A 24,836-nucleotide genomic window follows, 5' to 3' on the forward strand; every position below is an offset into this window, starting at 1 on the left:
AGGGAAGCCCCTATAGACAACAAACTCCCTCCCAGATGCTTTCAGCATCCAGTCGGGAGAAATTGTTGTCTTACGGGTCTTCTTTACCTGCTCACACTCTTATTCCGTAACATCCTCCCCGAAGTATTTTTGGGAGAGTTTCTTGACGGTGCCGTCTTTTTGGAGTTTCTTCAATGCTTGATTGTAAGAAGATTGGATTGCTGAATCTTTCTTATTAAAGAGTGCCGAGATTTTTGTTGGTTTAGCTTCACTGGAAACGTCAATCATCTTCAATCCCTTGGTACTGTTCTTCTTACTGTAAGCATACCAAGCTTCACGAGAATTAACCGTCCCTTCAGCACGCCCCTGTTTTACCATTGCCACTGAATTGCTAAACTCGCCATTAGGAACAAGGGTCCCGTGATACTTCTTCACAACATCGGCATTGTTGGTTCCTGTACCAGCAACAATCTTCTTGCCGCTGATTTGCTTCAAATTCTTAATTTTACTATCTTTAGGAACAATTAAAGCGTACCGAGACTTGATATATGGTGTCGAGAAATTATACTTCTTTGCCCGTTCTGGAGTCTGCGTAATATTATTCATTACTACGTCATACTTTCCAGAACCTAATCCCGCTACTAAAGAATCCCACTTACTCGGGACAAACTTTGCCTTTAGTCCCATTTCCTTAGCCACTGCTTTTCCCAGGTCTACTTCAAAACCAGTTAGCTTATTGTCCTTCCGGTATGAATAAGGGGAGTAAGTTCCTTCAAGGCCAATCGTCAACTCACCTTTTTGTTTTAATTCTGAATTCACTTGTGATGACGCAGCATGAATGCTGCTAATTCCAGCGGTTGTTCCGACCGTAACTGCTGCTAACATTACTAATACCTTTTTCCAAATCTTCATTTTATCTTTCTCCTTCTACTTTAAATTTTCCATGGTCATTGAAGCAATAAAGTTCCTAATCCGCTCATTCGGGTTTTCCGCAGAAAAGAATTTTTCTGGTGCCCCGTCGTAAATGATTTCGCCATTTTCTACAAAAACAATCTTGTCAGCAATTTGTTTAGCAAACGCCATGTTGTGAGTTACAAGAACCATTGACTGTTTCTCCCGTGCCAGCTGTAAAAGAACTTTTAATACACTCAATTCTAATTCTGGATCAAGCGCTGAAGTTGGTTCATCCAGAAGAACATACCGTGGTTTCATTGCCAGTGCCCGAGCGATTGCTACCCGCTGCGCCTGTCCACCAGATAATTCACTAGGATAAACATCGCCATAATCAGCCATTCCCACTTTTGTCAACACTTCTCTAGCTAACTCATTAGCCTGTTGACGGTCCATTTTCAGAACCTGGGTAGGACCTTCAGTAACGTTGTTAAGAACTGTCTTATGGGGGAATAAATTATAATTCTGAAAGACCATCCCCGTTTCTCGCCGGATTGCTAACTTTTCCTTATTGCTAACAGGCTGGCGAAAGTCAATCTGGTGACCATTAAAGTCATACTGACCACTCTCAGGCATAACAAGGAGGTTTAGCGACCGTAAAATTGTCGACTTTCCTGAACCTGATGGCCCAACAAGAACCGTAATCTGACCTGCAGGAAACTCTAATGTAATATCTTTCAAGACATGTTTGTTACCGTAAGTTTTATTAATTTGGGTCAATTTCATCAATCTTCACCTACTTAATTAATTTCTAGCTGACTGCCCAGCCGCTTTTCAAGATAGTGCTGGAGAACAGAAAGAACCGTTGTAAATACTGCATAGATTAACGCAACTAACGTGTACATTAATAAGGGTTGATAATTAGCCGCCGCAATTTGTTGACTAACCTCAAACATTTCCATGATTGTAATCGAAGCAGCTAACGAAGTATCCTTCACTAAGCTAATGAAGCTGTTTGAAAGTGGTGGCAAGGCAACACGAAGAGCTTGGGGAATAATAATCCGCCATAAAATTTGCAGGCGGGTCATCCCAATTGCCGCCCCAGCTTCCCACTGGCCACGAGCAACAGAGCTAATTGCTGCCCGAATAGTTTCCGAAGCATATGCCCCAGTATTAAGCGAAAAGGTAATAATCCCTGCCGTAAATGGTTCAAGTTTAATTCCATGGGGTAATATTCCACGAATCCTTAAATATGGTAGTCCAAAGAAAACAATAAATAATTGGACTAATAGTGGCGTCGATCGAAAAAGCCAGACGTAAAATTGAACAAACCATTTGAGAAGCATGAATGGCCCGCGTTGATGTGACAACCGAATCAATGCGGTTACTAACGCAATGATTAAACCAAAGAAAAATGAAATTAACGCTAACGGGATTGTATATTTAAATCCCGCTGCTAGAAGTTGCGGTAACGATGTCCTGATAATTTCCCACATGGTTCCTTAATCCTTTCCTAGTTAATTTAATTGATCTAACGCTTGTTTTAAGTCGGCAATAATGTCCTCAGGATCTTCAATTCCCACAGATAGCCGAATTAATTCATCCTTAATCCCGTTTTTTAGCCTAATTTCTCGCGGAATTGAACCGTGAGTCATTACTGCTGGGACTTCAATCAAGCTCTCAATTCCGCCAAGACTTTCTGCCAGGTCAATCAATTGAAGACTTTCAACAAACTTCTTGGCATCAAGGCCAGCCTTTAATTCAAAGCTAATCATTGCGCCAAAATTTTTCATTTGCTTTGCCGCAACTGAATGTCCTGGGAAATCGGCTAATCCTGGATAATAAATCTTTTCAATTCGTGAATCCTGTTGTAAAAAGTCAACTACCGCAGCGGCATTTTCTTGGTGAACCCGCATTCGGGCGCCAAGAGTTTTGATCCCCCGTTGTAATAGCCAACTGTCATCTGGGCCTAAAGTACTACCAATTGAGTTCTGCAAAAAGGCTAACTGCTCAGCGATTTGTTGATCCTTCGTTACCGCTAACCCTGCAACAACATCACTATGACCACCGAGGTACTTGGTTGCGGAATGAACGACGATGTCTGCTCCCAAGGTTAATGGCTGCTGATTATATGGTGTAGCAAATGTATTATCAACAATTGTTCTTACACCATGTCTCTTGGCAATATCTGCAATTTGAAGGAGCGGGTTAGTTGGTGTTTCAAAGTAAATGGCAACCGTATTATCTTGAATGGCATTTTCTACCGCATTCAAATCTTGCATATCAACAACCGTGAATTCGAAGCCGAACCGCTTCAGAACCTTATTGATCAACCGGAATGTTCCGCCATAGACATCACTACCAACGACAAAATGATCACCTTGGGAGTAAAGTGAAAAGACAGCGTGAATGGCAGCTGAACCGGATGAAAAGGCAAAGCCAGCAACACCATGTTCTAATTCAGCAATTAGCTTTTCTAAAGATGCCCGGGTTGGGTTTCCCGTGCGTGAATATTCCCACTTAGGATTGCCACCCAGTTGATGCTGATGAAACGTTGATGAGCGATAGATTGGTGTTGATACGGCACCAGTTGTTTGGTCTTCACTATTACCACCGTGAATTAATTGAGTATTGAAGTTCATAAGATATTTTTCCTTTCGTAAACGCAATGATTATTTCGAATAAATGATCCAAAAAAGGCGCAACTTCAAGAAAACTTGAAATTGCGCCTTATGTACTTACCCCGACAATATTAGCAGGCCAAATTAACTTTGGGTACGCCAAAACGTGGGTCGCATAAGACGCGATCCACAGCAACATACAACTGCATTAACAAATTGAATGTTTTTCATGACGTGTTCCTCCTAATAAAGTATGGATAAAATATAACTTATTTATAGTAAGTTGTCAACAAAAAATTAAAGTAATGGATCATAACGAACTGAATCAGGATTTTGCGTATCGTTAAGGTATTGCTTAAACAATGGTAATTTAAACCGTACCCGACCGTTACCTGCCGGTGTGATTAGGTCCTGCTGAATCATTCGTCGCCGGTATTGGTTAACATAGTTTTGCTGTTGCTTAGCTGACTTATCGTAATTCATCAGCGAAGCAATTTCGGTAGTTGACATATTGTTTGCAACGCCCTGCAAATATTTTCGGTCATTAGTCGAAAGATTATCAAAAATAATGTCATAGCTTTGGGTAAACAAGTCTTCTATGTAAAGTTGTTTAATTACCGCAAAAGTATGCTGATTCGGATCTTGGTGGCTAATGTTAGTAGCATTCCATAATTTATATCCAAGGAGTTGAAAGGCAAATGAGTAGCCACCGGTTAATTGTGCCATTTGATGACTAAGCAATGGTGAAAAACTAAGGTGCTTTTGGTATTCATTTTCAATTCGGTTAACATCTAACATCGTTGTTTGAATGTGACGTGCCCGTTTAAGAAAAGTTAACGTCTGCTCGTGCTCAATCTCATAAATCATCTGTGGTAGGCCATCAGCAACCAAGTAAAAGTTCAAATTGTGTCTTTTAAGATTTTGCAATAGCTGAACAAACTCACGAGTATTCTCCTTATGGTTAAACTCATCAATGAAAATGACTACCTTTTTGTTAAGTTTGGTTAGCACCGCCATAAAATTCTCAATATCTTGGGTAGTATAATCCTCATTTATCTTATTAAAGCTTAAGCTAAAACCCATAATTGAGATTGTCGAAATGTGATCTAGTAATGAATGAACCTTAAAAATATTCCTCAGTTCCCGACCAAATGCTTGAATCATATGTTGGTTATTATCAATCTCTAAAATATAAGTATCGTCAAGCTGACTAACCTGCTGCTCAATTTTAGTTAATAGTGCTGTCTTTCCCGAGCCACGAAGGCCAGTAATGAAAATCACTCGATTTGGATCACCATATTTGATGGCTTCCGCAACTGCCTGTGGACTTTCAAAGTCACTTTGATAATTTGGCAACATAATGTTCGGCGGTGTTCCAAAACTCGGATCAAACGGATTCCTTGGTAAATTTTCCAATTACTTCACCTTCTTTTACATTCTTTTACATTCTTTTACATTTCAATTTTATTTTACATTCTTTTACATTTTTAAGCAAACAATAAAAAATAGCACCCGACTTATTTTAGTCGAGTGCTATCACAAATTATATAGTAGCTTTCCCCTTTAATTAAGCGTACTTGCATAATGAATTTCAGCTTTTTAAGATTTCAGCTTCTTATCCAAGAATGCCAGCACATGATCATAGATCGCTTGGCTCCAGAAATCACGCTCATGGTTGGCATTAGTAACCCGGTAAGCTTCGACTTCAGCGCCAACAGACGTGAGTTTTTTATCCATTTCTTCCATTTGATGATAAGGAACTACCTTATCTGCATCCCCATGGAAAAGCTGGAATGGCGGATACTGCTTTCCTTCAACCACCCGGTAAAGAGGACTCATTTCATGCATGATTTCTGGCCACTTTTTCTTATCCATCCCAAATAGGCAGTATTTCAGAATGTCATTCCCCGGAACCTTATCGGTATACTTAAACGTCTCCTCAACGTCCATTGGAGCGAAACAAGAAACCACCGCCGAAACAGCATCTGACTGATCATCATAATCAGCCGTCTTATACTTCGGATCGTCTCCCGTAAGGCCAACTAACATGGCAGCATTAGCTCCTGAAGATGTTCCCCAGATTGCCACCCGTTCTGGATCAATTGCGTACTTCTTGGCATTTGCCCGTAAAAAGCGGATCGCTGTTTTGACGTCATCAAGGAATGCGGGGAACGGATGTCCATCTAAAGAATTACGGTGCTGCACCGTTGCGACTATATAGCCGTTCTTTACAAACTGGACTAATTGAGGAATCTTCTCCCCAAACGTTGGTAACCGCCATGAACTCCCCTGAACAAACACAATTAGTGGTCGGGGCTCAGTAGTGTATTCCTTCGGGTAACGTTGTGTCCATGGGGTTAGCACTTCAAGTTTCAATGCTTGACCATCTGCTGCGGCATAGACGACATTTTCAATTAAGCGAACTTGACCACTAAGGGTCGGGTTATTCTTAATCTCATGAATTGCCATTCTCTTCACCATCCATTGTAATAAAAATCTTCTTAGTAATATTTAGTGCTGGATCAAACTCATACAGGATCGGCTTCCCATTCGGAACTTCTACTTGGTCGATTTGATCATCAGGAATTTGATCAAGGTACTTAATTAATGCCCGTAACGAGCTCCCATGAGCAACAATTAGCTGGTTCTTGCCGTCCATCAACCGTGGAGCAATCTGGTCTTCCCAATATGGTAACAACCGTTTTTGAGTCATTGCTAGGCTTTCACTGTACGGCATCTTTACACCAAGGCGATCATACCGCCGCTCATGTTGACGGTGTTTCAACTTTGGCGGGACTTCACTATATCCCCGACGCCAGCGATGCAATTGCTCCGCACCAACTTCTTCCTTGACCTTGGCTTTATTTAAACCGCTAAGAGCACCATAATGACGTTCATTTAGTCGCCAGGTTTTATAAACCGGAATGTAAAGCTGATCAATTCTTTCCAGAATAATGTTCATCGTCTTGATTGCTCGTGACATATAAGAAGTATGGGCATCATCAAATTGAATCCCCATTCTTGCCAATTCATCACCAACCATCTGTCCCTGTTCAATTCCCTTTTCGGTTAGCGGAACATCTGTCCATCCTGTGAAAATATTATCGCGATTGGCCTGACTTTGGCCATGACGTACGATTACTAACTTTGCCATTCTTAGCCACTCCTTTGCCTCTATCTATGATACAGCAATTGTGTACAATTGAACAGGATTGGGCAATGGCGTTTTAAGTTAAGCTGGGAACAGAATAAAAATAAGGGAAAGTACCCTCTTCAACCGTTAACTCAACGTTGAATCGCACTCTTCCTTATTTTTAATTATTGTTCATTCAAAATAAACGAAAATTCAATATCACGGTCAGCTGGAATATGATATTGTTCTTCAACATCAGCGCCCCAACTATCAATTCCACCGACACCACGAACTGCGCCAGCAATCACTAGAACCGTCCGCCGAGCCAATGGTAATTCTTCAATGTGGGTTGCCGATTCAAGCTCTTCTGCAGTATATGGTAAGCAACTGAAATTAAATGGCTTATCCACTTGGTTGACCTTCAGGGAGAATGGCTCCGTTGAATGGTCGGCATTATTCTCCGTTATTTCCCGGGTAATAGTAAGGTGCTCAGTCTCCATATGCATCCCATTTTCCTGAGGAACTAAGTATTTAGTTACCGGAAGACCATCAACATGGTATTTCCCGTGTTCAGCACCAGCCATTCGGTCAGGATAGGTTTCACCAGATAGGCCCTCATAGTCAAAGCTCGTTGCCGTGGTTGGCATGATGAAGCGAAGGCCAAAGACCGGTAGACTAGGGAGATCTTGATGACCAAAGTAATGAGCCTTAATCTTAATTTGACCATCAGCAGTTACTGTATAAGCCACGGTAACCTTGGTGGCAGGAACAGTTAACGTTTCGTAAGCGAATGTAATCGTTACTTCATTAGCAGTTTCGTCATTCGTAAATTGATTTGTCTCTGGAGCAATTGGTAAGTGATCAAATTGTTGACCGTCAACGGTTAGCTGAGTTTGATCATTAAGGCACTTTGTAAAAGTATCCGCGGCTAACCATTGTGCCGACTTGATGTTGAAGCCACTTCCCCGATCGTTATCGGTAGTTGCTCGCCAGAATGTTGGGGTTGGTACCCGATAAAGCCACTCTTTACCGTTTAATTTTAGTGATTCCAAACCACCCTTTTCGTAACTAAAGATATAATGGAAGCCTTCGCCACCAAGTCCCAGCATTCCGTCACCGTAGATCACGTGTAATTTATTTGTGTAAGCCATAGTAATAACGTACCTCCTGCATAGCTGGTTTTGGAGTCCGGTCAGCAAACATTAGACCATCACCAGAGAATTCATAATCTGAATGACGATCATCGAAGTCGCCACCATACCGCATAACCATTTGTCCACTAATTGGATCCTTTACCTGGAGTGCTTGATCAATGAAGTCCCAAATAAAGCCACCAAAGTATTGTGGATATTTATCAAGAAGCTTAATGTAAGAACCCATTCCACCAGCGGAGTTCCCCATATCATGCATGTACTCACACTCCATAAACGGCTTATCTGGATTGTCCTTCAAGTATTCTTCAACCTGCTTCGGTGGCAAGTACATCCAGCTTTCAACATCTGAGATTTGATCCCGATAATCCTTAGTACCACCCTTTGGCAGGTAGTTAGCTGGATCCAAACTTGGAATTTGGTCGCTATAATCATGCGTATGACAAACACCTTCATAGTGAACTAGGCGACTATCATCATGTTCCTTATAGAATTGTTGCATTGCTACCAAATTATCCCCAGCAAAGGATTCGTTACCAAGAGACCAGAAAAGAATTGCAGTATGGTTCTTAAAGTACTCATAGTTGCTTCGTGCCCGATCAACAACTACTTCTTTCCATTGAGGAACCGAGCCTGGAACATTATATGATGGTTCAATTGCGCCCATCTTTTGCCAAGTGGCGTGTGATTCAAGGTTATTTTCAGCCATCATGTAAATCCCATTTTGATCACAGAGGTAATACCACGGAATTTGATCAGGATAGTGACACGTCCGCACAGCATTAATATTATTTTCCTTAAAGGTCTGAATATCACTCAACATGTCCTTCATTGTTACTGAACGTCCACGATGGTCATCCCATTCATGGCGGTTAACCCCGTTAATAATTAGCCGTTTGCCATTTAGCAAGACGACATGTTCAGGACTAATTTCAATCCGTCGGAAGCCAAATTGATATGGAACCAACTCAACTAGGTTGCCATTTTCATCATGAATTTCAATTAATAATTGGTAAAGGTATGGATCGTGATTATCCCAAAGGTGAACATCTTTGAATTCATGTGGTTCAATCGTAACCGACTCGTCAATCGACTTAGTTTCATCCAATAAAGTAGTCCCATCATGATCCTTAACCATGACATGAACACTTCCAGCCTGTTCGCCAACAAGGTTAAGGTCCATTGATAGTTCACCATCACGGTAATTATCAGCAACTCGTGGCTTCAACGTGAAATCTTCTAGGTGAGTTACCGGTTGGGCCAGCAATTCAACACTTCTAAAAATACCAGAGAAGCGGAACATATCCTGATCTTCAATCCAGGAAGCGGTGCTGTGCTTAAACACTTCGACCGCGATCACATTATCTTCATCCTGAATATATGGGGTGAGATCAAATTCAGACGGCGTAAAACTGTCTTCAGCATAACCAATGAAGTGACCATTAAGCCATAAGTACATTGACCGCTCGACACCTTCGAAACGAACCCGGATTTGTTTGCCCCGCAATTCATCATTCAGGTCAAAATGCTTCAGGTAAAGACCAACAGTGTTATCTTCACCTTCACTAAAGGAACCCTCTTCAGGATCATCCTGGCTTAATGCATAGGCAGGGCGACGAAAAATCTTCCCTTCCCATGGAATTAAGGTGTTAATGTAATTATTTTGTGCATAATCGCTTAATTCAATTTCACTAGGAACCTCAATTCGATCAAAGCCACTAGCGTCAAAGTCTATTTGATAAAAATTCTTGATCCTCTCCTGAGGTGTTTGAGCAAATTTAAATTGCCACTGACCATCAAGACTCTGTTCAAAGCTACTCTTGTGTTTCTGCCATTCTGCATAATCACGGTAGAAATGGTGGTCACTATGCGCTGGCAGCTGGTTAACCCGAAAAGTCTCCGGATCATCCAACCATTTGATATTTGCTTCCATCGACGAAATTCCTCCTCAAAAAAATTCATTACAGCCTAAGTATAGCGCTTTCATTAGTATAAAGATAGCCTTTGCTAGACAGAAGCAGTTGATAATGACCAATTTCTATGTGGAAAAAGCATTAACTAGCTATTTCAAAGCTTGCTTAAAAATTTTTAAAACAAAAAAACACTTAACTAAACAGTTAAGTGTTTTAGTAGTGCGGCCGAGAGGACTTGAACCTCCACGGTCATAATCGACCATAAGATCCTTAATCTTACGCGTCTGCCAGTTCCGCCACGGCCGCATATCAACCAACGAATATTATTATAGCAAGATCTCTATTCGTTGGCAACAACTTTTTTTAATTTTTCAAAACAAAATGGTGACCACACCGTCGGCAGACATAGCGAGCAGTGTTAAACCGCCGCTGACGAGCAATCTGAATCCCGCACCCGGTACACTGATAGTACCAATAATGGCGGCGGGTCCTTCGTCTGGCTTTCGCTTTACTGGTTGCCGGTGCATAACGTGAACCACCAACTTTGGCTAATAATCGACGGAAATCAGTGCTTCGATGACGATAATCACGGCCAGTTAAGTGAAGGTGATAATGACAGAGCTCATGAAGAACGACCCGTTTTAAGTTTCCTAAATCAAACTCGGTGTACATCAGTGGATTAATATCAATATGGTGATCATTTAAGTGATAACGCCCACCAGTTGTCCGTAAACGTGAATTAAAGAAGATTTGATGCTCAAATGGTCGGTGGAAGCTTTCCATCGACCATTTTTCAGTTAACTTTTGTAGTTGTTGATTATTCATTAGCCTCATCTTGAGGGGCAATCATCGTTAATTGGATCCGTTGCCGCTTAAGATCAACATCATCAATCCAAACATCAACAATATCACCCACGGAGACAGCTGCACGGGGATCCTTAATGAATTGCTTGCTCATTTTGGAAACGTGAACAAGTCCATCATGCTTAACACCAATATCCACAAAGGCACCAAAGTCGACAACGTTTCTCACCGTTCCCTGAAGTTTCATCCCCGGCTTCAAATCATCAATCTTCATGACATCTTGGCGGAGTAATGGTGCCGGCATCGAATCACGCAAGTCACGACCTGGCTTCTGTAGTGATGCCACAATATCCTTGACCGTTTCTTTACCAGCACTTTCCGTGGTGAAGTCATTAATATCAATCTTCTTTAATTGCTTTTCAGCAGCGTCGGAGCCGAGACTATCAACATTAATCTCAGCAGTTTCCATAATCTTCTCAGCAATCGGGTAACTTTCTGGGTGAACATCCGTATTATCAAGCGGATTATCACCATTAACAATCCGTAAAAACCCAACGGACTGTTGGTAAGCTTTTGGCCCTAAGCGCGGGACATCCTTTAATTGCTTCCGGTTAGTATATTTACCATGTTCATCACGGTATTTAACAATGTTCTTCGCGGTTGTCTTGTTTAATCCAGAAATCTGGGTTAGTAGTTGGTAACTTGCAGTATTCAGGTTAACCCCCACTCTGTTAACCGCCCGTTCAACAACGGCATCAAGCTCACCAGCCAGTTCTTTCTTTGGTAAATCATGCTGGTATTGGCCAACACCAATTGCCTGTGGTTCAATCTTTACCAATTCAGCAAGCGGATCCTGAAGTCGACGACCAATACTAATAGCACTCCGTTGTTCAACGTGAAGGTCTGGAAACTCATCCCGTGCCTCTTTACTTGCAGAATAAACAGAGGCCCCTGCTTCGTTCACAATCACATAGTAGACCGGCCGCTTTATCTTCTTAAGGGTGTTCACAACAAACTGTTCAGATTCACGACTAGCAGTCCCGTTACCAATTGCGATCATCTCAACATGGTATTTTTCAATCAAATCAATTAATTGCCCTTCAGCTTTTGCCCGATCTTCTTCTGGGGCCGGCTTATGAGGGTAGATAACCGCCTTAGTGAGGAACTTCCCGTTTTCATCTAATACAGCCAGCTTACAACCAGTCCGGTAAGCAGGATCAAAGCCCAGAACAACTTTCCCCTTAATCGGGGCCTGCATTAATAGGTGGTAAAGATTTTCACCGAAGACCTTAATTGCTTGCTGATCAGCGTCTTCTGTTAATTGACGACGAATTTCCCGTTCAATTGCTGGTCCCAAGAAGCGCTTGTAAGAGTCTGTATAGGCATCCTCGATCAATTTAACCGCAGCATTTTCCTTGCTCGTCCGAATTAACCGGAAATGAAGATAATTCAAGACTGCATCATCATCGACGTTAACGTTAACCTTAACGTTTAAAACGCCTTCCTTTTCTCCCCGGTTAATTGCCAATACTTGGTAAGAACTCAAATTCTTTACGGGACTTGTAAAGTCATAGTATTGTTCATACGTCTTTAGTTCGTCCTTTTCCTTACCATTGCGCTTGACAGTCGTCACTAATTGACCATGCTGCCCCATAAAGTTTCGTAACCAGCTCCGGACAGTTGACATTTCACTAATTGCTTCAGCTAAGATTTCATGAGTACCATTCAGTGCATCCTCCACAGTCTTAACATCATCATTTAAATACTTGGCTGCTTCAGTTTGTGGATCAGCATCGGGATAAGTTAATAACCAATTAGCAAACGGTGCCAGTCCATGCTCCCGGGCAACTTGGGCCTTGGTTTGCCGCTTTTGCTTATATGGCAAGTAAAGATCTTCAACGGTCTGCAGCTCAGTTGCCGCCAAGATTTGCTTTTCCAGAGCGGGCGTCAGCTTACCAGCTTCTTTAATTTTATTAATAACGGTTTGCTGCCGCTCAAGCAGTGTCGTCGCGTGCCGATATTGGTCATGAATTTCTTGAAGTTGCACTTCATCCAACGTCCCAGTCGCTTCTTTTCGGTACCGGGCAATGAATGGAATGGTGTCTCCCTCATCCATTAACTTCAAAGCTGCTTTAATTTGTGATTCATGCAGTTTTGGGAGTTGCTTGCTTACTAATTTAATCGATTTTTCGTCCATACAATCCTCCGTCAGTAGTTTTACCGCCACCAAGTATCAGCGGGATTAATTGGCTGGTGACGCTTATGTTGTGTTCGCTTGTACCAGTTTTCAATTGTCGTTGCTGCCTGTGAGTCAACATTTTTCCCTTCCAGGTAGTCATCAATTTCCTGGTATGAAACCCCCAGCGCCTTTTCATCAGGCAACATTGGCTGATCATCTTCTAGATCAGCAGTTGGTACTTTTTCATACAGGTGCGCTGGTGCATTTAAATACTCTAACAACGCTTTCCCCTGACGCTTATCTAAGCCGGATAATGGTGTGACGTCAGCACCGCCATCCCCAAATTTAGTATAAAAACCAGTAACTGCTTCAGCTGCGTGATCTGTGCCGACAACTGCGCCACCATGCTCACCAGCAATTGCATATTGAACAATCATCCGTTCACGAGCTTTAATATTCCCCTTATTAAAATCACTGATATTGGCACCGGCCGTAGTTAATGAGTCAAGCATTGCATCAGTTGACGGCTTAATATTAACCCGCATCATCTTATCTGGATGAATAAACTGGTCAATTGCCATCATTGCATCAGATTCATCCGCTTGTTCACCATATGGCAACCGAACCGCAATAAATTGGTACTCTTGATCATCAGTCTCTTGACGAAGCTTCTCAACCGCTAACTGTGACAAACGGCCAGCTAATGATGAGTCTTGGCCACCGGAAATTCCCAGAACCAACGTCTTCATCCCCGTCTTCTTGAGAAAACTAGCTAAAAAGTCAACTCGGCGCTCCACCTCAGTAGCTGGATCAATTTCCGGCTGGACATGAAGAGTCTTAATGATTATTTCTTGTAAACTCGTCATCTTGCTGTCTCCTAATTATCAAGTGTCTTTACGTATTCATGGATGCGGTGAATCATGTTGAGCTTATTGTCGTAACATTTTTGTGAGAGATCCACTGGGTATACTTCTGGATTAAGATCCCGCTTGTATTCATCCCAAAGAGCATCCAAGTTTTGCTTTCGCCGTTTTCGTGTCTCCTCTAGACTTGGTTCGTCATAAACGAATTGCCCATCTTTCCAAATATCCTTCAGCATTGGTCGGGCCTTAAAGTCATCCACATCCTTTTGCTGAAGAGGAAAATCAGGATTGAACATATTTAGTGAGCGTTGGTCGCGCGGATCTTCATCAGCTAAGGTAATGTAGTCACCTTCACTCTTGTTATCTGCACAATCATTGATCCGCCAAACTTGCTTTTTCCCAGGAGTCGACATCTTGCTAATGTTATTCGATAACTTAATTGTGTCAACCATCTTGCCATCATCGTCTTCAATCGCAACGAGCTTATAAACTGCTCCTAACGTTGGTTGGTCATAAGCGGTAATTAACTTTGTTCCAATTCCCCAAACATCAATCTTGGCACCCTGCATTTGAAGATTTTGAATTGTCTTTTCATCAAGACCATTTGAGGCAAAAATTTTAGCATCCTTAAAGCCGGCATCATCAAGGAGCTGCCGTACCTGCTTTGAGAGGTAGGCCATATCGCCACTATCAATTCGCACACCAAGGAAGTTGATTTTATCGCCGAATTCCTTAGCAACCTTAATTGCAGCTGGAACACCACTCTTTAACGTATCAAAAGTATCCACAAGAAATACACAATCATGGTGCGTTTCAGCATAGGCCTTAAATGCATCATAATCGTTGCGGTAGGCTTGAACAAGCGCGTGGGCATGGGTACCAGAGATTGGGATTCCGAATAGCTTGCCGGCACGAACATTACTTGTTGCATCAAAGCCGCCAATATAAGCAGCTCGGGTTCCCCATAAGGCCGCATCAAATTCCTGTGCCCGGCGTGTTCCAAATTCCATTACCAGTTGATCACCAACAATCGATTTAATCCGCGAAGCTTTAGTAGCAACCATAATTTGATAATTAATAATATTTAACAGTGCTGTTTCAACTAATTGAGCCTCTATCATTGGCGCATCAACTTGAAGAATTGGCTCGTGGTTAAACACTAAGTCACCTTCTTCAAAGCTCCGAATTGAACCAGTGAACTTAAAGTCTTTCAGGTAATCTAAGAAGTCATCAGCAAACTGACCAGTTGACCGGAGATATTCAATATCACTTGCTGTAAAGTGAAGACTTTTAATATAGCGAATAATATGATCCAGACCAGCAAAGACTGCATAACCATTTTGAAATGGCATTTTACGGAAAAAGGCTTCAAACACGGCCCGCCGGTTTCCTTGTCCTTGCTTCCAATATGTTTGCATCATGCTAAGTTCATACGCATCGGTATGAAGAGCTGTACTATCATCTGGATAATTAAATTTCATTGTTCAGTATCCTCTCACTTATGTTAATAACCAACATTGTAGCACGATTTTTACTTTTCCAAAACGAACTCAAATCGCGAACCAACGTATTGAGTATGAACGTATTCAAATGGTGTCCCATCCTGCAAATACGATAATTGTGTCATCCGTAATAACGGATCGCCACGCTTAACATTTAAGTAGGTTGCAATTCGTTCATTCGCTTTAGTTGCGGAAATATGCTGAACTGCATGTCCAGGATAAAGGTGCGCCTTATGCTCAAGAGTTTCCCAAAATGAAGTTGTTACTTCTTCTTTGCTTAATCCCTTTACTAAGTTAGCTGGGATGGTTGCCACTTCAAAACAGATTGGAACGTCATTTCCTGACCGAATTCGCTCCATCCGGACAACCTGATCCCCTTCTTTTAGAGCTAATTTTTCAATTTCAACTTGAGAAGGGATCGTTAAATGGTACGAAATAGTGGTACTGGAAGGAACCTTCCCTAAGGACTTCATCAGGTCCGTAAAACTTGTTACTCCAGACATCCGTTCTTGAACTTTTCGGTTGGCAACAAATGTTCCAGACCCAACCCGGCGTTCAAGGATCCCTTCATCGACAAGTTCTTGAATTGCTTGCCGTAACGTCATCCGGCTGACATTAAATTGACCAGCCAGTTCCCGTTCAGCAGGAATCTTTTCGCCAACTTTCCATTTGCCATCCTCAATGTTCTCCCGTAATTGATTATGGATCTTAATATATATTGGTGAACTCATGCTGCTCGTCCTCCTTACACCATTTAGAACAATAATTAGCTATTTACAATTGTAACATCAATTAATAGGATTAGACCAATTTCAAAACAATTATTAAGAAAAGGTCCTAACGTTTTATAAAGCAACTGCTAGAACCTTTTCAGTAAATTTATTAATTTTCGTTGCGAATTTTCATTGCCCGCTCAAGGGTCCGGTCAACAATGATTGATTGTGAATCAGCAACGGGATACTTAGTTTCAGGATTCATTTCTTCAGCATAGGAAAGCTCCGTGCAGCCAAGGATAACAATGTCACAATGTTCTTCCTCAATCATCTTTCTGACAAGCTCATGATACTTCTTGCCATCAGAATGGCCGCCCTCCTTAATATCATGGTAAATTAAGTCCTCAGTCATTTCCTGAATTTCAGGAGTGGCCTTAACTTCCTCATAACCAGCATTTTGGATATAAGAATCGTAAATCCCAGATACCATCGTTCCATCTGTTCCTAAAAGACCAACCCGCTTAGCATCAGGCTTTAACCGCTTAATTTCGTTAACGGTTTCTTGAAGCATGTTAAGAATCGGAACATCAGTAGCCGCTTGTAACTCATCAAAAGAATAGTGGGCAGTATTACAAATGAGGACAAAGAATTCTGGCTTAAGGAGACTTTGTTGTTTAATGTCTTCAATTAAAGCCTTGGTTGGACTCGGCTTACTATGATCAAGGATCCAGCTTGTCCGGTCAGGAACCGTTGCGTGGTTAACCACGATGTAATCTAAATAATCCTGATCACGCTTCGTTGGTGTCCGTTGATCTAAAATCCGCATATAACTTTCTGTGGCTAATGTTCCCATCCCACCAAGAACTGTAAAAAACTTTTTCATGATTATAACCTCACTTTATGGTTTCTGATTTCTTATTCTTAAGCTAATAAAGCAACAAAAATTGGTCCTAGTAAGGTAATCCCGACATTTCCCATGATGTAGGCCGGCGTTAATGCAGCGGCAAAATACGCTCCACCTTCTGAACCAGCTTGGTCAGCAATCTCTGTCATTACTGCCGCACAAGTCCCTGAACCAGTTAAGCCACCAATCAATGCTAAGGGTTCCATATGTAATACATAACGACCAAATAGCAGCGTTAACAGGTGAGGAGCAATCGCAATAACCGCACCGATAAACAGCACACCGATCCCTAAAGACTTAATCGCACCAGTGAACGCTTGGGCTGACTGAAGACCAACTGTCCCGACAAAGAGCGTTAACCCCAGATTTTGGAAAAAGGCGGTCACTGTTGGTGGAATTGAATCGTGATCACGGTGTCGGGAAATCCACGTACTCAGGGCTAACCCCATTAATAATGCAGCAACACCGTTTCCGAGTTGTAACGGAATTCCATTCAATTTTAATCCTAGTATTCCTAATAAGGAAGCACCAGCAATCCCAAGTGAAAAAAGTGAATAGTTAATGGCTAACGCACTGGTATGCCACCGCCCCATTTTCTTTAGGATCGCCGATGTTCGTGATGTATTCCCGGTTAATGAAATTACATCCCCAGGACTCAGCTGATTAAATAACTGCTCATTTCCCGTGTCTGGATCCTGAATATTAATAAAAACTCCATGTTGCCGCAAATGAGCTAACTGGGTCGGCTTAAAGTCCTTTCCTAGGACAAATTTCCGTTCTCGTGGTGCCTTTGTTGGCGTTAGGACTTCGGTAATTCCCTTAATGCCGTGCATTCGATCAAAGTGAATTGCATACCCAATTACCGTTATCAGATCACCAGGTTGTAATTTGTATTCCAAGTGGTCAGTCATTTCATCGCCATGAAAGGCAACCAATGCAATCAATCGGTAGTGACTCCACTTGTTAAAACCACCAATTGTTTTACCGACCAATGGCGAATCGTCATTCAAACGATACGTTCGGCGCCAGGTTGGATTAGGGTTTTTGGCATGGAAATGATACTTTCGCGCCATTAGTGGTCCCCGTGTATCTATCTTGATTCCAAGAAGTTTGGGAGCAATATCCCGAAGGAAAATAATCACCCCCAGCGTCCCAAAAACATAGGTTAATGCATACGCAACGGGTAACTGTGCCTCATACGTTGAACGAACAGCATTGCTTACCGGCAGAGAGCCAATCGTTCGCAACGAGCTGGCAACGGTTGAAGACTGCGTCAACGAACCAGCAATAATCCCCGAAGCTACTCCTGGTCCAATATGAAATACTACAAACAATCCCCATGAAATAAGAAAGGCCGCTACCAGCCAAAAAACACTAATAATTAAAATCCGTGACCCAAAGATCTTCAGACTCGTCATCATCTGTGGCCCTATGCGGTAACCGACAGAAAACATAAAGGCGCCAAAGAAGATTGTGCCAAGCATCTCATCACGCGGGAAAGCACCAATTTGACCAACAATTAACGTCACAACCAGTGTTGCCACTGTTGCGCCAATGCTAAACCGACCCCCAATTTTATAATCCCCAATTGCAAAGCCTAAAGCCATGCAGATAAACAAGGTAAAAACTTGGTTATGAACCATAAAGTGAATAATTGTATCAACCATAAGAATCTCTTTTTTATCCCTCAAACAATTCCTTGAATCTGTTCATTACAGTCATTCATTTTAACATTATCCACGGCTTAAGGCTATCAACTAGTTGAGCTTATTCTTTTCTTGAATTCGATAATTCAAAATAACGGTAATCAGGGTCACCAAAGCCAAGCAGGCGACGATTAGGTAATCAACGCGTCCCCCGATCATCGTTCGGTTAACTAACGAACCGGTTGATTGATTCTGGAAATAAGCAACCAAGGATGCCAGCAGACCGGTTCCCATCGAGCCGGCAAATTGCTGAACCATGTTAAATACCGAATTAACATCTGAACTATTTTCCTGCTTAACCAGCATTGAAGCATTTGAAATTGTACAGGAAAATGAGAGATTAAACCCAATTCGTAGAATCAAGAAAAAGATAGCAACAGTTAGCGCAGTCAGTCTAGATTGGAAAAGAATAAAGCACGATGCCCCAATAACCAGCAAAGCGCTCCCAGTAATAACTGGTCTAGCATATCCTTGTTGATCAGCCCATCGACCGCCAAGTGGCGCGATAATTGCCCCAATTGCAGAACCAGGAAGCAATACTAACCCGGCAACCATTGCAGACGAATGAAGAACATATTGCATGTAGACCGGAATAACCAACGAGATTCCAATATTAATAAATTGGAGATTAAAGTACGTAACGGTTGAGAGGCGAATTGGAACTACCCGAAAAATTGAAAGATTCAATAATTGGGAATGTCCTGAATTATTAACGTAAATAAATAGCAAGGAGAAAATTATTCCTAAACATAAACTAAACCAGAATCGTCCCGTTAAACCGACATTACCAATCAAGGATACTGAATACACAACCAGAACTAATGCCAAGCTTAATAAAATAAACTCAAGTAACTAAAACGCTTAGGATTACCAATTGGCCGAGTATCAATAGTCAGCTGACCAATAACTAAACTGATTAAGGCTAACGGTAAGATTAACCAAAAAATCATCCGCCAAGACATTGTTTCTGAAACAATTCCACCGTATGTGGGTCCAATTGCGGGGGCAAACGAAATCACCATTCCTGCAAACCCGGTCATGATTCCCTTCCGATTAGCCGGAATTTCCGTAAAAATTAAATGGAAGAGAATTGGTGTCGACAATCCCGTAGCCATCGCCTGAATTAACCTTGCAACCAATAATACCGGGAAATTAGTTGCGCAGGCGCCAATTACATCCCCAATAACAAACATCCCAACAGCAACAAGTGCCAATTTTTGTGCAGGAAATTGTCGTAAGAGGTATGCCGTTGTTCCCATAACAATTGTCACCATTAATAAATATCCGGTAGTAATCCACTGGATAATATCTAGGAAGACGCCAAAGACCGTTACTAGTTCCGGATAAGTAACGTTCATTGCGGTTTCGTTTAAAATCCCGACGAAGGTTAATAATGCCATTGAAAAAATCGCCGCATAGGTATGGTTACCCTGTTTTATCTTCTCTATCATCTTTTCATCTCAATTTAGATCAAAAAAGCCATGGCGATAAGCTCCGCCACAGCATCCCTTATTATTCTAACAGCTGATTAATCTTTTTCCAATGCCATTAACCACTCTTTCGTTCCCTGATCTAATTGAGGATCAATTGTTAATGGAAAAGGTTTAAATAAAGTTGTGATCTGCTGCCAGTTAATTTTATTTTCTTGGTAAACCGCTTGGAGAAGACGACTTTTCGTCATTTCTTGGATTTGCTTGTTAACTGGGTGATTTAAGAATGTCATCGCGGTCGCCTTAGTTGCTAATTCCTCTGCCACCATTTTAGTTAAATCTTCTTTAGTAAGCGTTCCTGAAACAAGGATTTGTTTTTTTAGCGGTACTCCCGGAAGTTCACGACGGATAAACTGCTGAAGGACTTCCCATCCCGCAATAATCTGCCGGTAAAATTGCCAGGGAACCCGACTATTTAACTTTTGCAATAATTCTGGAATAGTGGCGGTTAAATCTAGGTTCTGTTCTTGACAAGCATCTAGGATTTCAATCAAGAAGCGTTGATTACTTTCTTGAATATTTTTTTCCAACCTTTTCTTACTTGTCAAATTAAATCTTAAGACTACGTAGTCCACAAATTGTTCATCATCAATTACGTTTTGCTGAGAATGCTGTTTTACTTTAAATTGATTCAGCTGTTTTAGACGACTAGACTTGGCAAACTGCCCTTGCTTAGGCATTGTAATTTCCCCTTCATATTAACGATTAAATATAAACAAAAAAGCCACCAACCAAACAGTTGGTGACTTTGGCAGTTGGGCTAGCTGGATTCGAACCAGCGCATGACGGTACCAAAAACCGTTGCCTTACCGCTTGGCTATAGCCCAATAATAAAAGTGGAGGAGGGTGGATTCGAACCGCCGAACCCGAAGGAACGGTTTTACAGACCGTCGCGTTTAGCCAGACTTCGCTACTCCTCCATAACAACGTGATAGTTAAGTAGTAACAATCAACGTTTATTATAATATCGAATTTTGCTTAAAATTGCAAGGACTTTTTTGAGAAAAATCAAAAAGAGAATGTGACATAAATACTTTTACTAAGTTCAAATACGAACGCGCGGCCCCTGGGAGCATGTTCGACCTTAGCTCTATCTTTAGAGTAACAAAAAAGTTCAGAACAATTGTTTTTTCGTTCTGAACTAATCTTAGGTTGTTTCATCTTAAATAATTGCAATTTACAAGCAGGTTAATTTACACCATCCATCAAACTGTGAATCTTCTTAACAAAGAACATCAGAATGATACCAAAGACGATACTTACGATTCCGACAATCATGAAGTAAGGTACTTCAGTTGCGGATGAGTAGTACTTAACAATTTGGGCATTCACAGCTTGACCAGCTGAATCAGCCAAGAACCACATACTCATCATTTGAGACTTAAAGGCCTTTGGTGCAAGTTTAGTCGTTACTGACAAACCAATTGGTGAGATTAACATTTCACCAATTTCAACGATAAACCATGAACCAACTAACCAGAATGGACTAACACGACCTGCTGTTCCGTACATCATTCCTGGGAAAGCCATTAAGATGTATGATAATCCAGCAAAGACAAGCCCTGCAGAGAACTTACCAGGAGCACTTGGTTGACCCTTCCAGTGATCCCACAGAGCAACGAATACTGGTGTCAGGATCATAATGAATAATGGGTTCAACGTCTGGAAGTTGGCAGCTGCAAAGTGCCAGCTACCAATGTGAAGAACTGTCCGTTGTTCAGCAAATAATGCTAAAACAACTGAACCTGATTCTTCAATTGCCCAGAAAATTGCTGCTGCAATAAAAAGTGGGATGTAAGCAATAACCCGTGACTTTTCAGGCTTCGTAACCTTCTTGGAGTTTAACATCATAATGAAGTAGTAAATTGGCAGTGCAATTGCGATAAACGTAATGATGTTAATGATATTCGTAATGTTAAGCTGACCCATAGCAGCTAATAACCCAAGGACAACTACTAAGACAGCAACACCAACAAGTGTCCAGATAATAATTGGCCGCAAATCATCTTTTTCAATTGGGTCATTAGGATAAAGACTGTCCTTAGAAAGGTACTTCCGACCATCAAGAGTATATTGTAGTAACCCAAAGAACATTCCGATTGCAGCTAGTGAGAAACCAGCATGGAAGTTCATTTCATTACCGAACAAGTGTAAACCAAAGCCATTAGCAGCCCACGGAACAGCCCATGGCGCAACAGCTGCACCCAAGTTAATCCCGAAAACAAACATACTAAAACCGGAATCACGCCGTTCGTCATCCGGACTGTACAGGCCCCCAACCATTTCAGAAACGTTGGGTTTTAATAAACCAGTACCAATAACAATCAACGCAATTGAAACGTACAATGCAGTAACACCAGCTGGCAATGACAAGGCAATGTGCCCAAACATAATCAGCACACCACCAATGAAGACAGTCTTCCGAGAGCCCCATACACGGTCAGAAAGCCACCCACCAACAACACTTGATAGGTAAACTAACGAACCATAGATCGCCATAATTGAAGCAGCTGTGGCTTGGTCCATGCCCAAACCACCCTTAGTTACAGCATAGTACATGTAGAATAGCAGGATGGCACGCATCCCGTAGTAACTAAACCGTTCCCACATTTCAGTGAAGAACAGAGTAGATAGCCCTCTTGGTTGCCCAAAGAAGGCTGTATCCAAGTTTTTCTCTTTACTCATACAATTCCTCCAAATAATATCTTCAGGAGATAAAATAAGATGTGAAGGTTAATTATTTTTTAAAAACTTTCACATTAAAAATTCAGAATATAATTATTATAGGCGTCTAATTTGAAAGCGTCAATTCAAAAATAAATTTTTAATGAGAATAAACCGCAATAAATAGCCATTTATAGTACAATTATTTAAATTTAAGGATCAGGTTATTAACGGTTTCACTACCATTTAGTTAATAATTTTAAGTTAGCTGTTATTCAATGACTAACTTTATAAAGTTGTTCTCATTTTCACTGCATAAAAAAACTGGAAAGAAATGATCTTTCCAGTTTCGCTATCAACTCCGGCAGTCAGACTCGAACTGACGACAACCTGATTAACAGTCAGGTGCTCTACCAACTGAGCTATGCCGGAATAATATGTTATTGTTATCTCAACAACGAAATTTATTATACAGGAAAATACCGTAAGTAGCAAGCAGAGATTTCAATTTACTAATTAACTTTTCTCATAATGATGAATTATTTGCTGATAAGCGATCTATCAACTATAATACTTATGAAAAGTAAGAGAACTTTGAGGAGGCTTTTAATATGGCTAATACACTTGTCCTTTATTTCTCCGCTACAGGAACAACAAAGAAAGTGGCAGAAGAAGTAGCAGAAAAGCTTAATGCTGATATTGCTGAAATTCATCCAGTAACTCCATATACTGATGAGGACCTTAATTGGCATGATGAATCAACCCGTGCGACCGTTGAGCAAAAGCAAGAACATGATGGTCGGGTTCCAATCAAAGATGACTTGCCAGCACTTGATAGTTATGACAATGTGGTAATTGGTCACCCAATCTGGTGGGGAATTCCGCCCCGCTTAATTGCTGCTACTATCGACACCCTTAATCTTAACGGCAAGCATTTAGCGACCTTTGGAACATCGAGCAGTACTGGCTACGCTCGAGCACAGTCCAATGTTGAACGGACAATTAAGGAAAATAACTATAATGTTGAATTGAATAAGGGTAATGTCCTCAATTCACAATCAGCAATCGATAGTTGGTTAAATTCGCTATCCTTAGCTCGTTAATAATCATTAAAGGATCCGAGATGCTAGTTCATAGCACTTCGGATTTTTTTATTTATTAATCAAACTAACTTTCAATTTCCACCAGCTCTTAATAAGAGTAAAAAAGCTTTCAACAGCGTTCATAAAAATCCGCTGTTGAAAGCTTTTATAGTGATTCAAATGCTAACTAGAGGAGTCGAACCTCCGACCTTCTCTTTACGAGGGAGATGCTCTACCAGCTGAGCTAAGTTAGCAAAACCAATCAACGAATACTATTGTATCATGCTAATTAGTTAGTGAAAACACTTAATTTAAATTAAAATATATTCTTCTATATCAAAATTCGGTTTACTTGAATCGATAAGAAAATACGATATCAATAATAATTCCTACTACGGTATATAGGGTACTAAAGGATTGGTGATGCTTTGCAATATACTTATCTTTCTTGCCTAGCATTTTTAATAATACTTAGTGTTTCCGCTATGTATTTGCCGCCTTAAATGCAGTGAGCAATAAATTGCCTCATCTCAAAATAAGTCAAGAAAATTTTCTTCCCATATCATTTCATAAAACTTAATTGTTTGCTTAGCCGTCATAAACTGATTATCAAACGTACTGCTTGCACCACTTTTCATTGATAGTTGATAACCAAGCCCATGCGCCATTTTAATAGTGGTATCTACACAATATTCGGTTTGTGCACCACAAATTTCTAGTTCTCGTACTTGAAGTTTATTTAATATTTCTTGTAATTTTGTCTTGTAAAATGAATTGAGATGAGTTTTTTTAATATAAAAATCATTACTTTGATAATTTAATCCACTAATAAGCTTCCACTCGGCAGAGCCCTTTAATAGTGATGAACTTTCATGTTGAATAAAAATAATTGGTAAATCTTGAGAGCGAAAAAAGGCTATTCGCTCATTTATAACCTTTACCAGAGATTTTAAGTTAAAAATCTCTTCGGCCTTGTGGCAAACACCGTTTTGTAAATCGATTACCAATAATGCCTTGGTCATTAATTTTCTCCTTTTAGGATAAATAGTACAAAAAAAGCACTGATTGTAATCAGTGCTTTTTTATCAACTCCGGCAGTCAGACTCGAACTGACGACAACCTGATTAACAGTCAGGTGCTCTACCAACTGAGCTATGCCGGAATAATCGCGTGGCAACGTCCTATCCTCGCAGGGAGCGATCCCCCAACTACTTTTGGCGTGTTGAAGCTTAACTTCTGTG

General features: G+C 41.1%; 20 protein-coding genes, 6 tRNA genes and 1 pseudogene. 1 reads left to right on the plus strand and 26 read right to left on the minus strand.

Annotation, left to right across the window (positions count from 1 at the left end):
* Positions 1–99: 99 nt before the first annotated feature.
* The 23 genes and pseudogenes from MR181_RS08355 to MR181_RS08465 form a co-directional block, all read right to left on the minus strand.
* Entirely contained in the window at positions 100–891 is a 792-nt protein-coding gene (locus MR181_RS08355) for a transporter substrate-binding domain-containing protein (RefSeq protein WP_242336994.1), read from the minus strand.
* 15 nt (positions 892–906) lie between these two features.
* Positions 907–1,656: an amino acid ABC transporter ATP-binding protein gene (locus MR181_RS08360; RefSeq protein ID WP_242336997.1), complete on the minus strand. Its 750-nt coding sequence runs from the start codon at positions 1,654–1,656 to the stop codon at positions 907–909.
* 14 nt (positions 1,657–1,670) lie between these two features.
* Positions 1,671–2,366, minus strand: a complete 696-nt coding sequence (locus tag MR181_RS08365) for an amino acid ABC transporter permease (RefSeq protein WP_242337000.1) — start codon at positions 2,364–2,366, stop codon at positions 1,671–1,673.
* A gap of 21 nt (positions 2,367–2,387) precedes the next feature.
* Positions 2,388–3,512 carry a trans-sulfuration enzyme family protein gene (locus tag MR181_RS08370; protein ID WP_242337001.1) on the minus strand — a complete coding sequence of 375 codons (1,125 nt, stop codon included), beginning with the start codon at positions 3,510–3,512 and terminating at the stop codon, positions 2,388–2,390.
* Positions 3,513–3,788: 276 nt separating this feature from the next.
* Positions 3,789–4,907: an ATP-binding protein gene (locus tag MR181_RS08375; protein ID WP_242337003.1), complete on the minus strand. Its 1,119-nt coding sequence runs from the start codon at positions 4,905–4,907 to the stop codon at positions 3,789–3,791.
* A gap of 183 nt (positions 4,908–5,090) precedes the next feature.
* A complete protein-coding gene (locus tag MR181_RS08380; protein WP_242337006.1) occupies positions 5,091–5,960 on the minus strand; it encodes an alpha/beta hydrolase in 870 nt (289 codons plus the stop codon).
* Positions 5,947–6,645: a 2,3-bisphosphoglycerate-dependent phosphoglycerate mutase gene (locus MR181_RS08385; protein WP_242337009.1), complete on the minus strand. Its 699-nt coding sequence runs from the start codon at positions 6,643–6,645 to the stop codon at positions 5,947–5,949. The genes MR181_RS08380 and MR181_RS08385 overlap by 14 nt, the downstream gene beginning before the upstream one ends.
* Positions 6,646–6,809: 164 nt before the next feature.
* Positions 6,810–7,775: a beta-galactosidase small subunit gene (locus MR181_RS08390; RefSeq protein WP_242337012.1), complete on the minus strand. Its 966-nt coding sequence runs from the start codon at positions 7,773–7,775 to the stop codon at positions 6,810–6,812.
* Positions 7,759–9,708 carry a glycoside hydrolase family 2 TIM barrel-domain containing protein gene (locus tag MR181_RS08395; protein ID WP_242337015.1) on the minus strand — a complete coding sequence of 650 codons (1,950 nt, stop codon included), beginning with the start codon at positions 9,706–9,708 and terminating at the stop codon, positions 7,759–7,761. The genes MR181_RS08390 and MR181_RS08395 overlap by 17 nt, the downstream gene beginning before the upstream one ends.
* Before the next feature lie 200 nt (positions 9,709–9,908).
* Positions 9,909–9,994: transfer RNA gene (locus MR181_RS08400), tRNA-Leu, on the minus strand.
* A gap of 57 nt (positions 9,995–10,051) precedes the next feature.
* A complete protein-coding gene (locus MR181_RS08405; RefSeq protein ID WP_242337018.1) occupies positions 10,052–10,513 on the minus strand; it encodes a SprT family protein in 462 nt (153 codons plus the stop codon).
* Positions 10,506–12,689, minus strand: a complete 2,184-nt coding sequence (locus MR181_RS08410; protein WP_242337021.1) for a Tex family protein — start codon at positions 12,687–12,689, stop codon at positions 10,506–10,508. The genes MR181_RS08405 and MR181_RS08410 overlap by 8 nt, the downstream gene beginning before the upstream one ends.
* 20 nt (positions 12,690–12,709) lie before the next feature.
* Positions 12,710–13,537 (minus strand): ammonia-dependent NAD(+) synthetase, encoded by an 828-nt coding sequence (gene nadE / locus MR181_RS08415; RefSeq protein WP_242337024.1) that lies wholly within the window; start codon positions 13,535–13,537, stop codon positions 12,710–12,712.
* Positions 13,538–13,548: 11 nt separating this feature from the next.
* Positions 13,549–15,015, minus strand: coding sequence for a nicotinate phosphoribosyltransferase (locus tag MR181_RS08420; RefSeq protein ID WP_242337027.1), 1,467 nt, complete (start codon positions 15,013–15,015; stop codon positions 13,549–13,551).
* A gap of 50 nt (positions 15,016–15,065) precedes the next feature.
* Entirely contained in the window at positions 15,066–15,767 is a 702-nt protein-coding gene (locus tag MR181_RS08425; protein WP_003717495.1) for a GntR family transcriptional regulator, read from the minus strand.
* Positions 15,768–15,918: 151 nt separating this feature from the next.
* On the minus strand, positions 15,919–16,632 hold the full coding sequence (locus MR181_RS08430) for an aspartate/glutamate racemase family protein (protein WP_242337030.1): 714 nt from the start codon (positions 16,630–16,632) through the stop codon (positions 15,919–15,921).
* 38 nt (positions 16,633–16,670) lie between these two features.
* Entirely contained in the window at positions 16,671–18,320 is a 1,650-nt protein-coding gene (locus MR181_RS08435) for an aspartate-alanine antiporter-like transporter (RefSeq protein WP_242337033.1), read from the minus strand.
* A 90-nt stretch (positions 18,321–18,410) separates the two neighbouring features.
* Positions 18,411–19,810 (minus strand): annotated as a pseudogene (locus MR181_RS08440) (MFS transporter).
* Between the two features lie 77 nt (positions 19,811–19,887).
* Positions 19,888–20,529, minus strand: coding sequence for a hypothetical protein (locus MR181_RS08445; protein WP_242337036.1), 642 nt, complete (start codon positions 20,527–20,529; stop codon positions 19,888–19,890).
* 75 nt (positions 20,530–20,604) lie between these two features.
* Positions 20,605–20,676 (minus strand) — tRNA-Gln (locus tag MR181_RS08450).
* 10 nt (positions 20,677–20,686) lie between these two features.
* A tRNA-Tyr gene (locus MR181_RS08455) sits at positions 20,687–20,769 on the minus strand.
* Between the two features lie 268 nt (positions 20,770–21,037).
* Positions 21,038–22,534: a peptide MFS transporter gene (locus MR181_RS08460; RefSeq protein WP_242337039.1), complete on the minus strand. Its 1,497-nt coding sequence runs from the start codon at positions 22,532–22,534 to the stop codon at positions 21,038–21,040.
* Between the two features lie 338 nt (positions 22,535–22,872).
* Positions 22,873–22,945 (minus strand) — tRNA-Asn (locus tag MR181_RS08465).
* A 179-nt stretch (positions 22,946–23,124) separates the two neighbouring features.
* Here MR181_RS08465 and MR181_RS08470 point away from each other — a divergent pair.
* Positions 23,125–23,616: a flavodoxin gene (locus MR181_RS08470; protein ID WP_242337042.1), complete on the plus strand. Its 492-nt coding sequence runs from the start codon at positions 23,125–23,127 to the stop codon at positions 23,614–23,616.
* A 160-nt stretch (positions 23,617–23,776) separates the two neighbouring features.
* On the opposite strand, the gene MR181_RS08475 is transcribed toward MR181_RS08470, so the two are convergent.
* From MR181_RS08475 to MR181_RS08485, 3 genes are all read right to left on the minus strand, one after another.
* A tRNA-Thr gene (locus MR181_RS08475) sits at positions 23,777–23,849 on the minus strand.
* A 276-nt stretch (positions 23,850–24,125) separates the two neighbouring features.
* A complete protein-coding gene (locus tag MR181_RS08480) occupies positions 24,126–24,617 on the minus strand; it encodes a cysteine hydrolase family protein (RefSeq protein ID WP_242337045.1) in 492 nt (163 codons plus the stop codon).
* A 67-nt stretch (positions 24,618–24,684) separates the two neighbouring features.
* A tRNA-Asn gene (locus MR181_RS08485) sits at positions 24,685–24,757 on the minus strand.
* Positions 24,758–24,836 lie beyond the last annotated feature (79 nt).

The organism is Limosilactobacillus urinaemulieris (assembly GCF_932750685.1).
GTDB lineage: Bacteria > Bacillota > Bacilli > Lactobacillales > Lactobacillaceae > Limosilactobacillus > Limosilactobacillus urinaemulieris.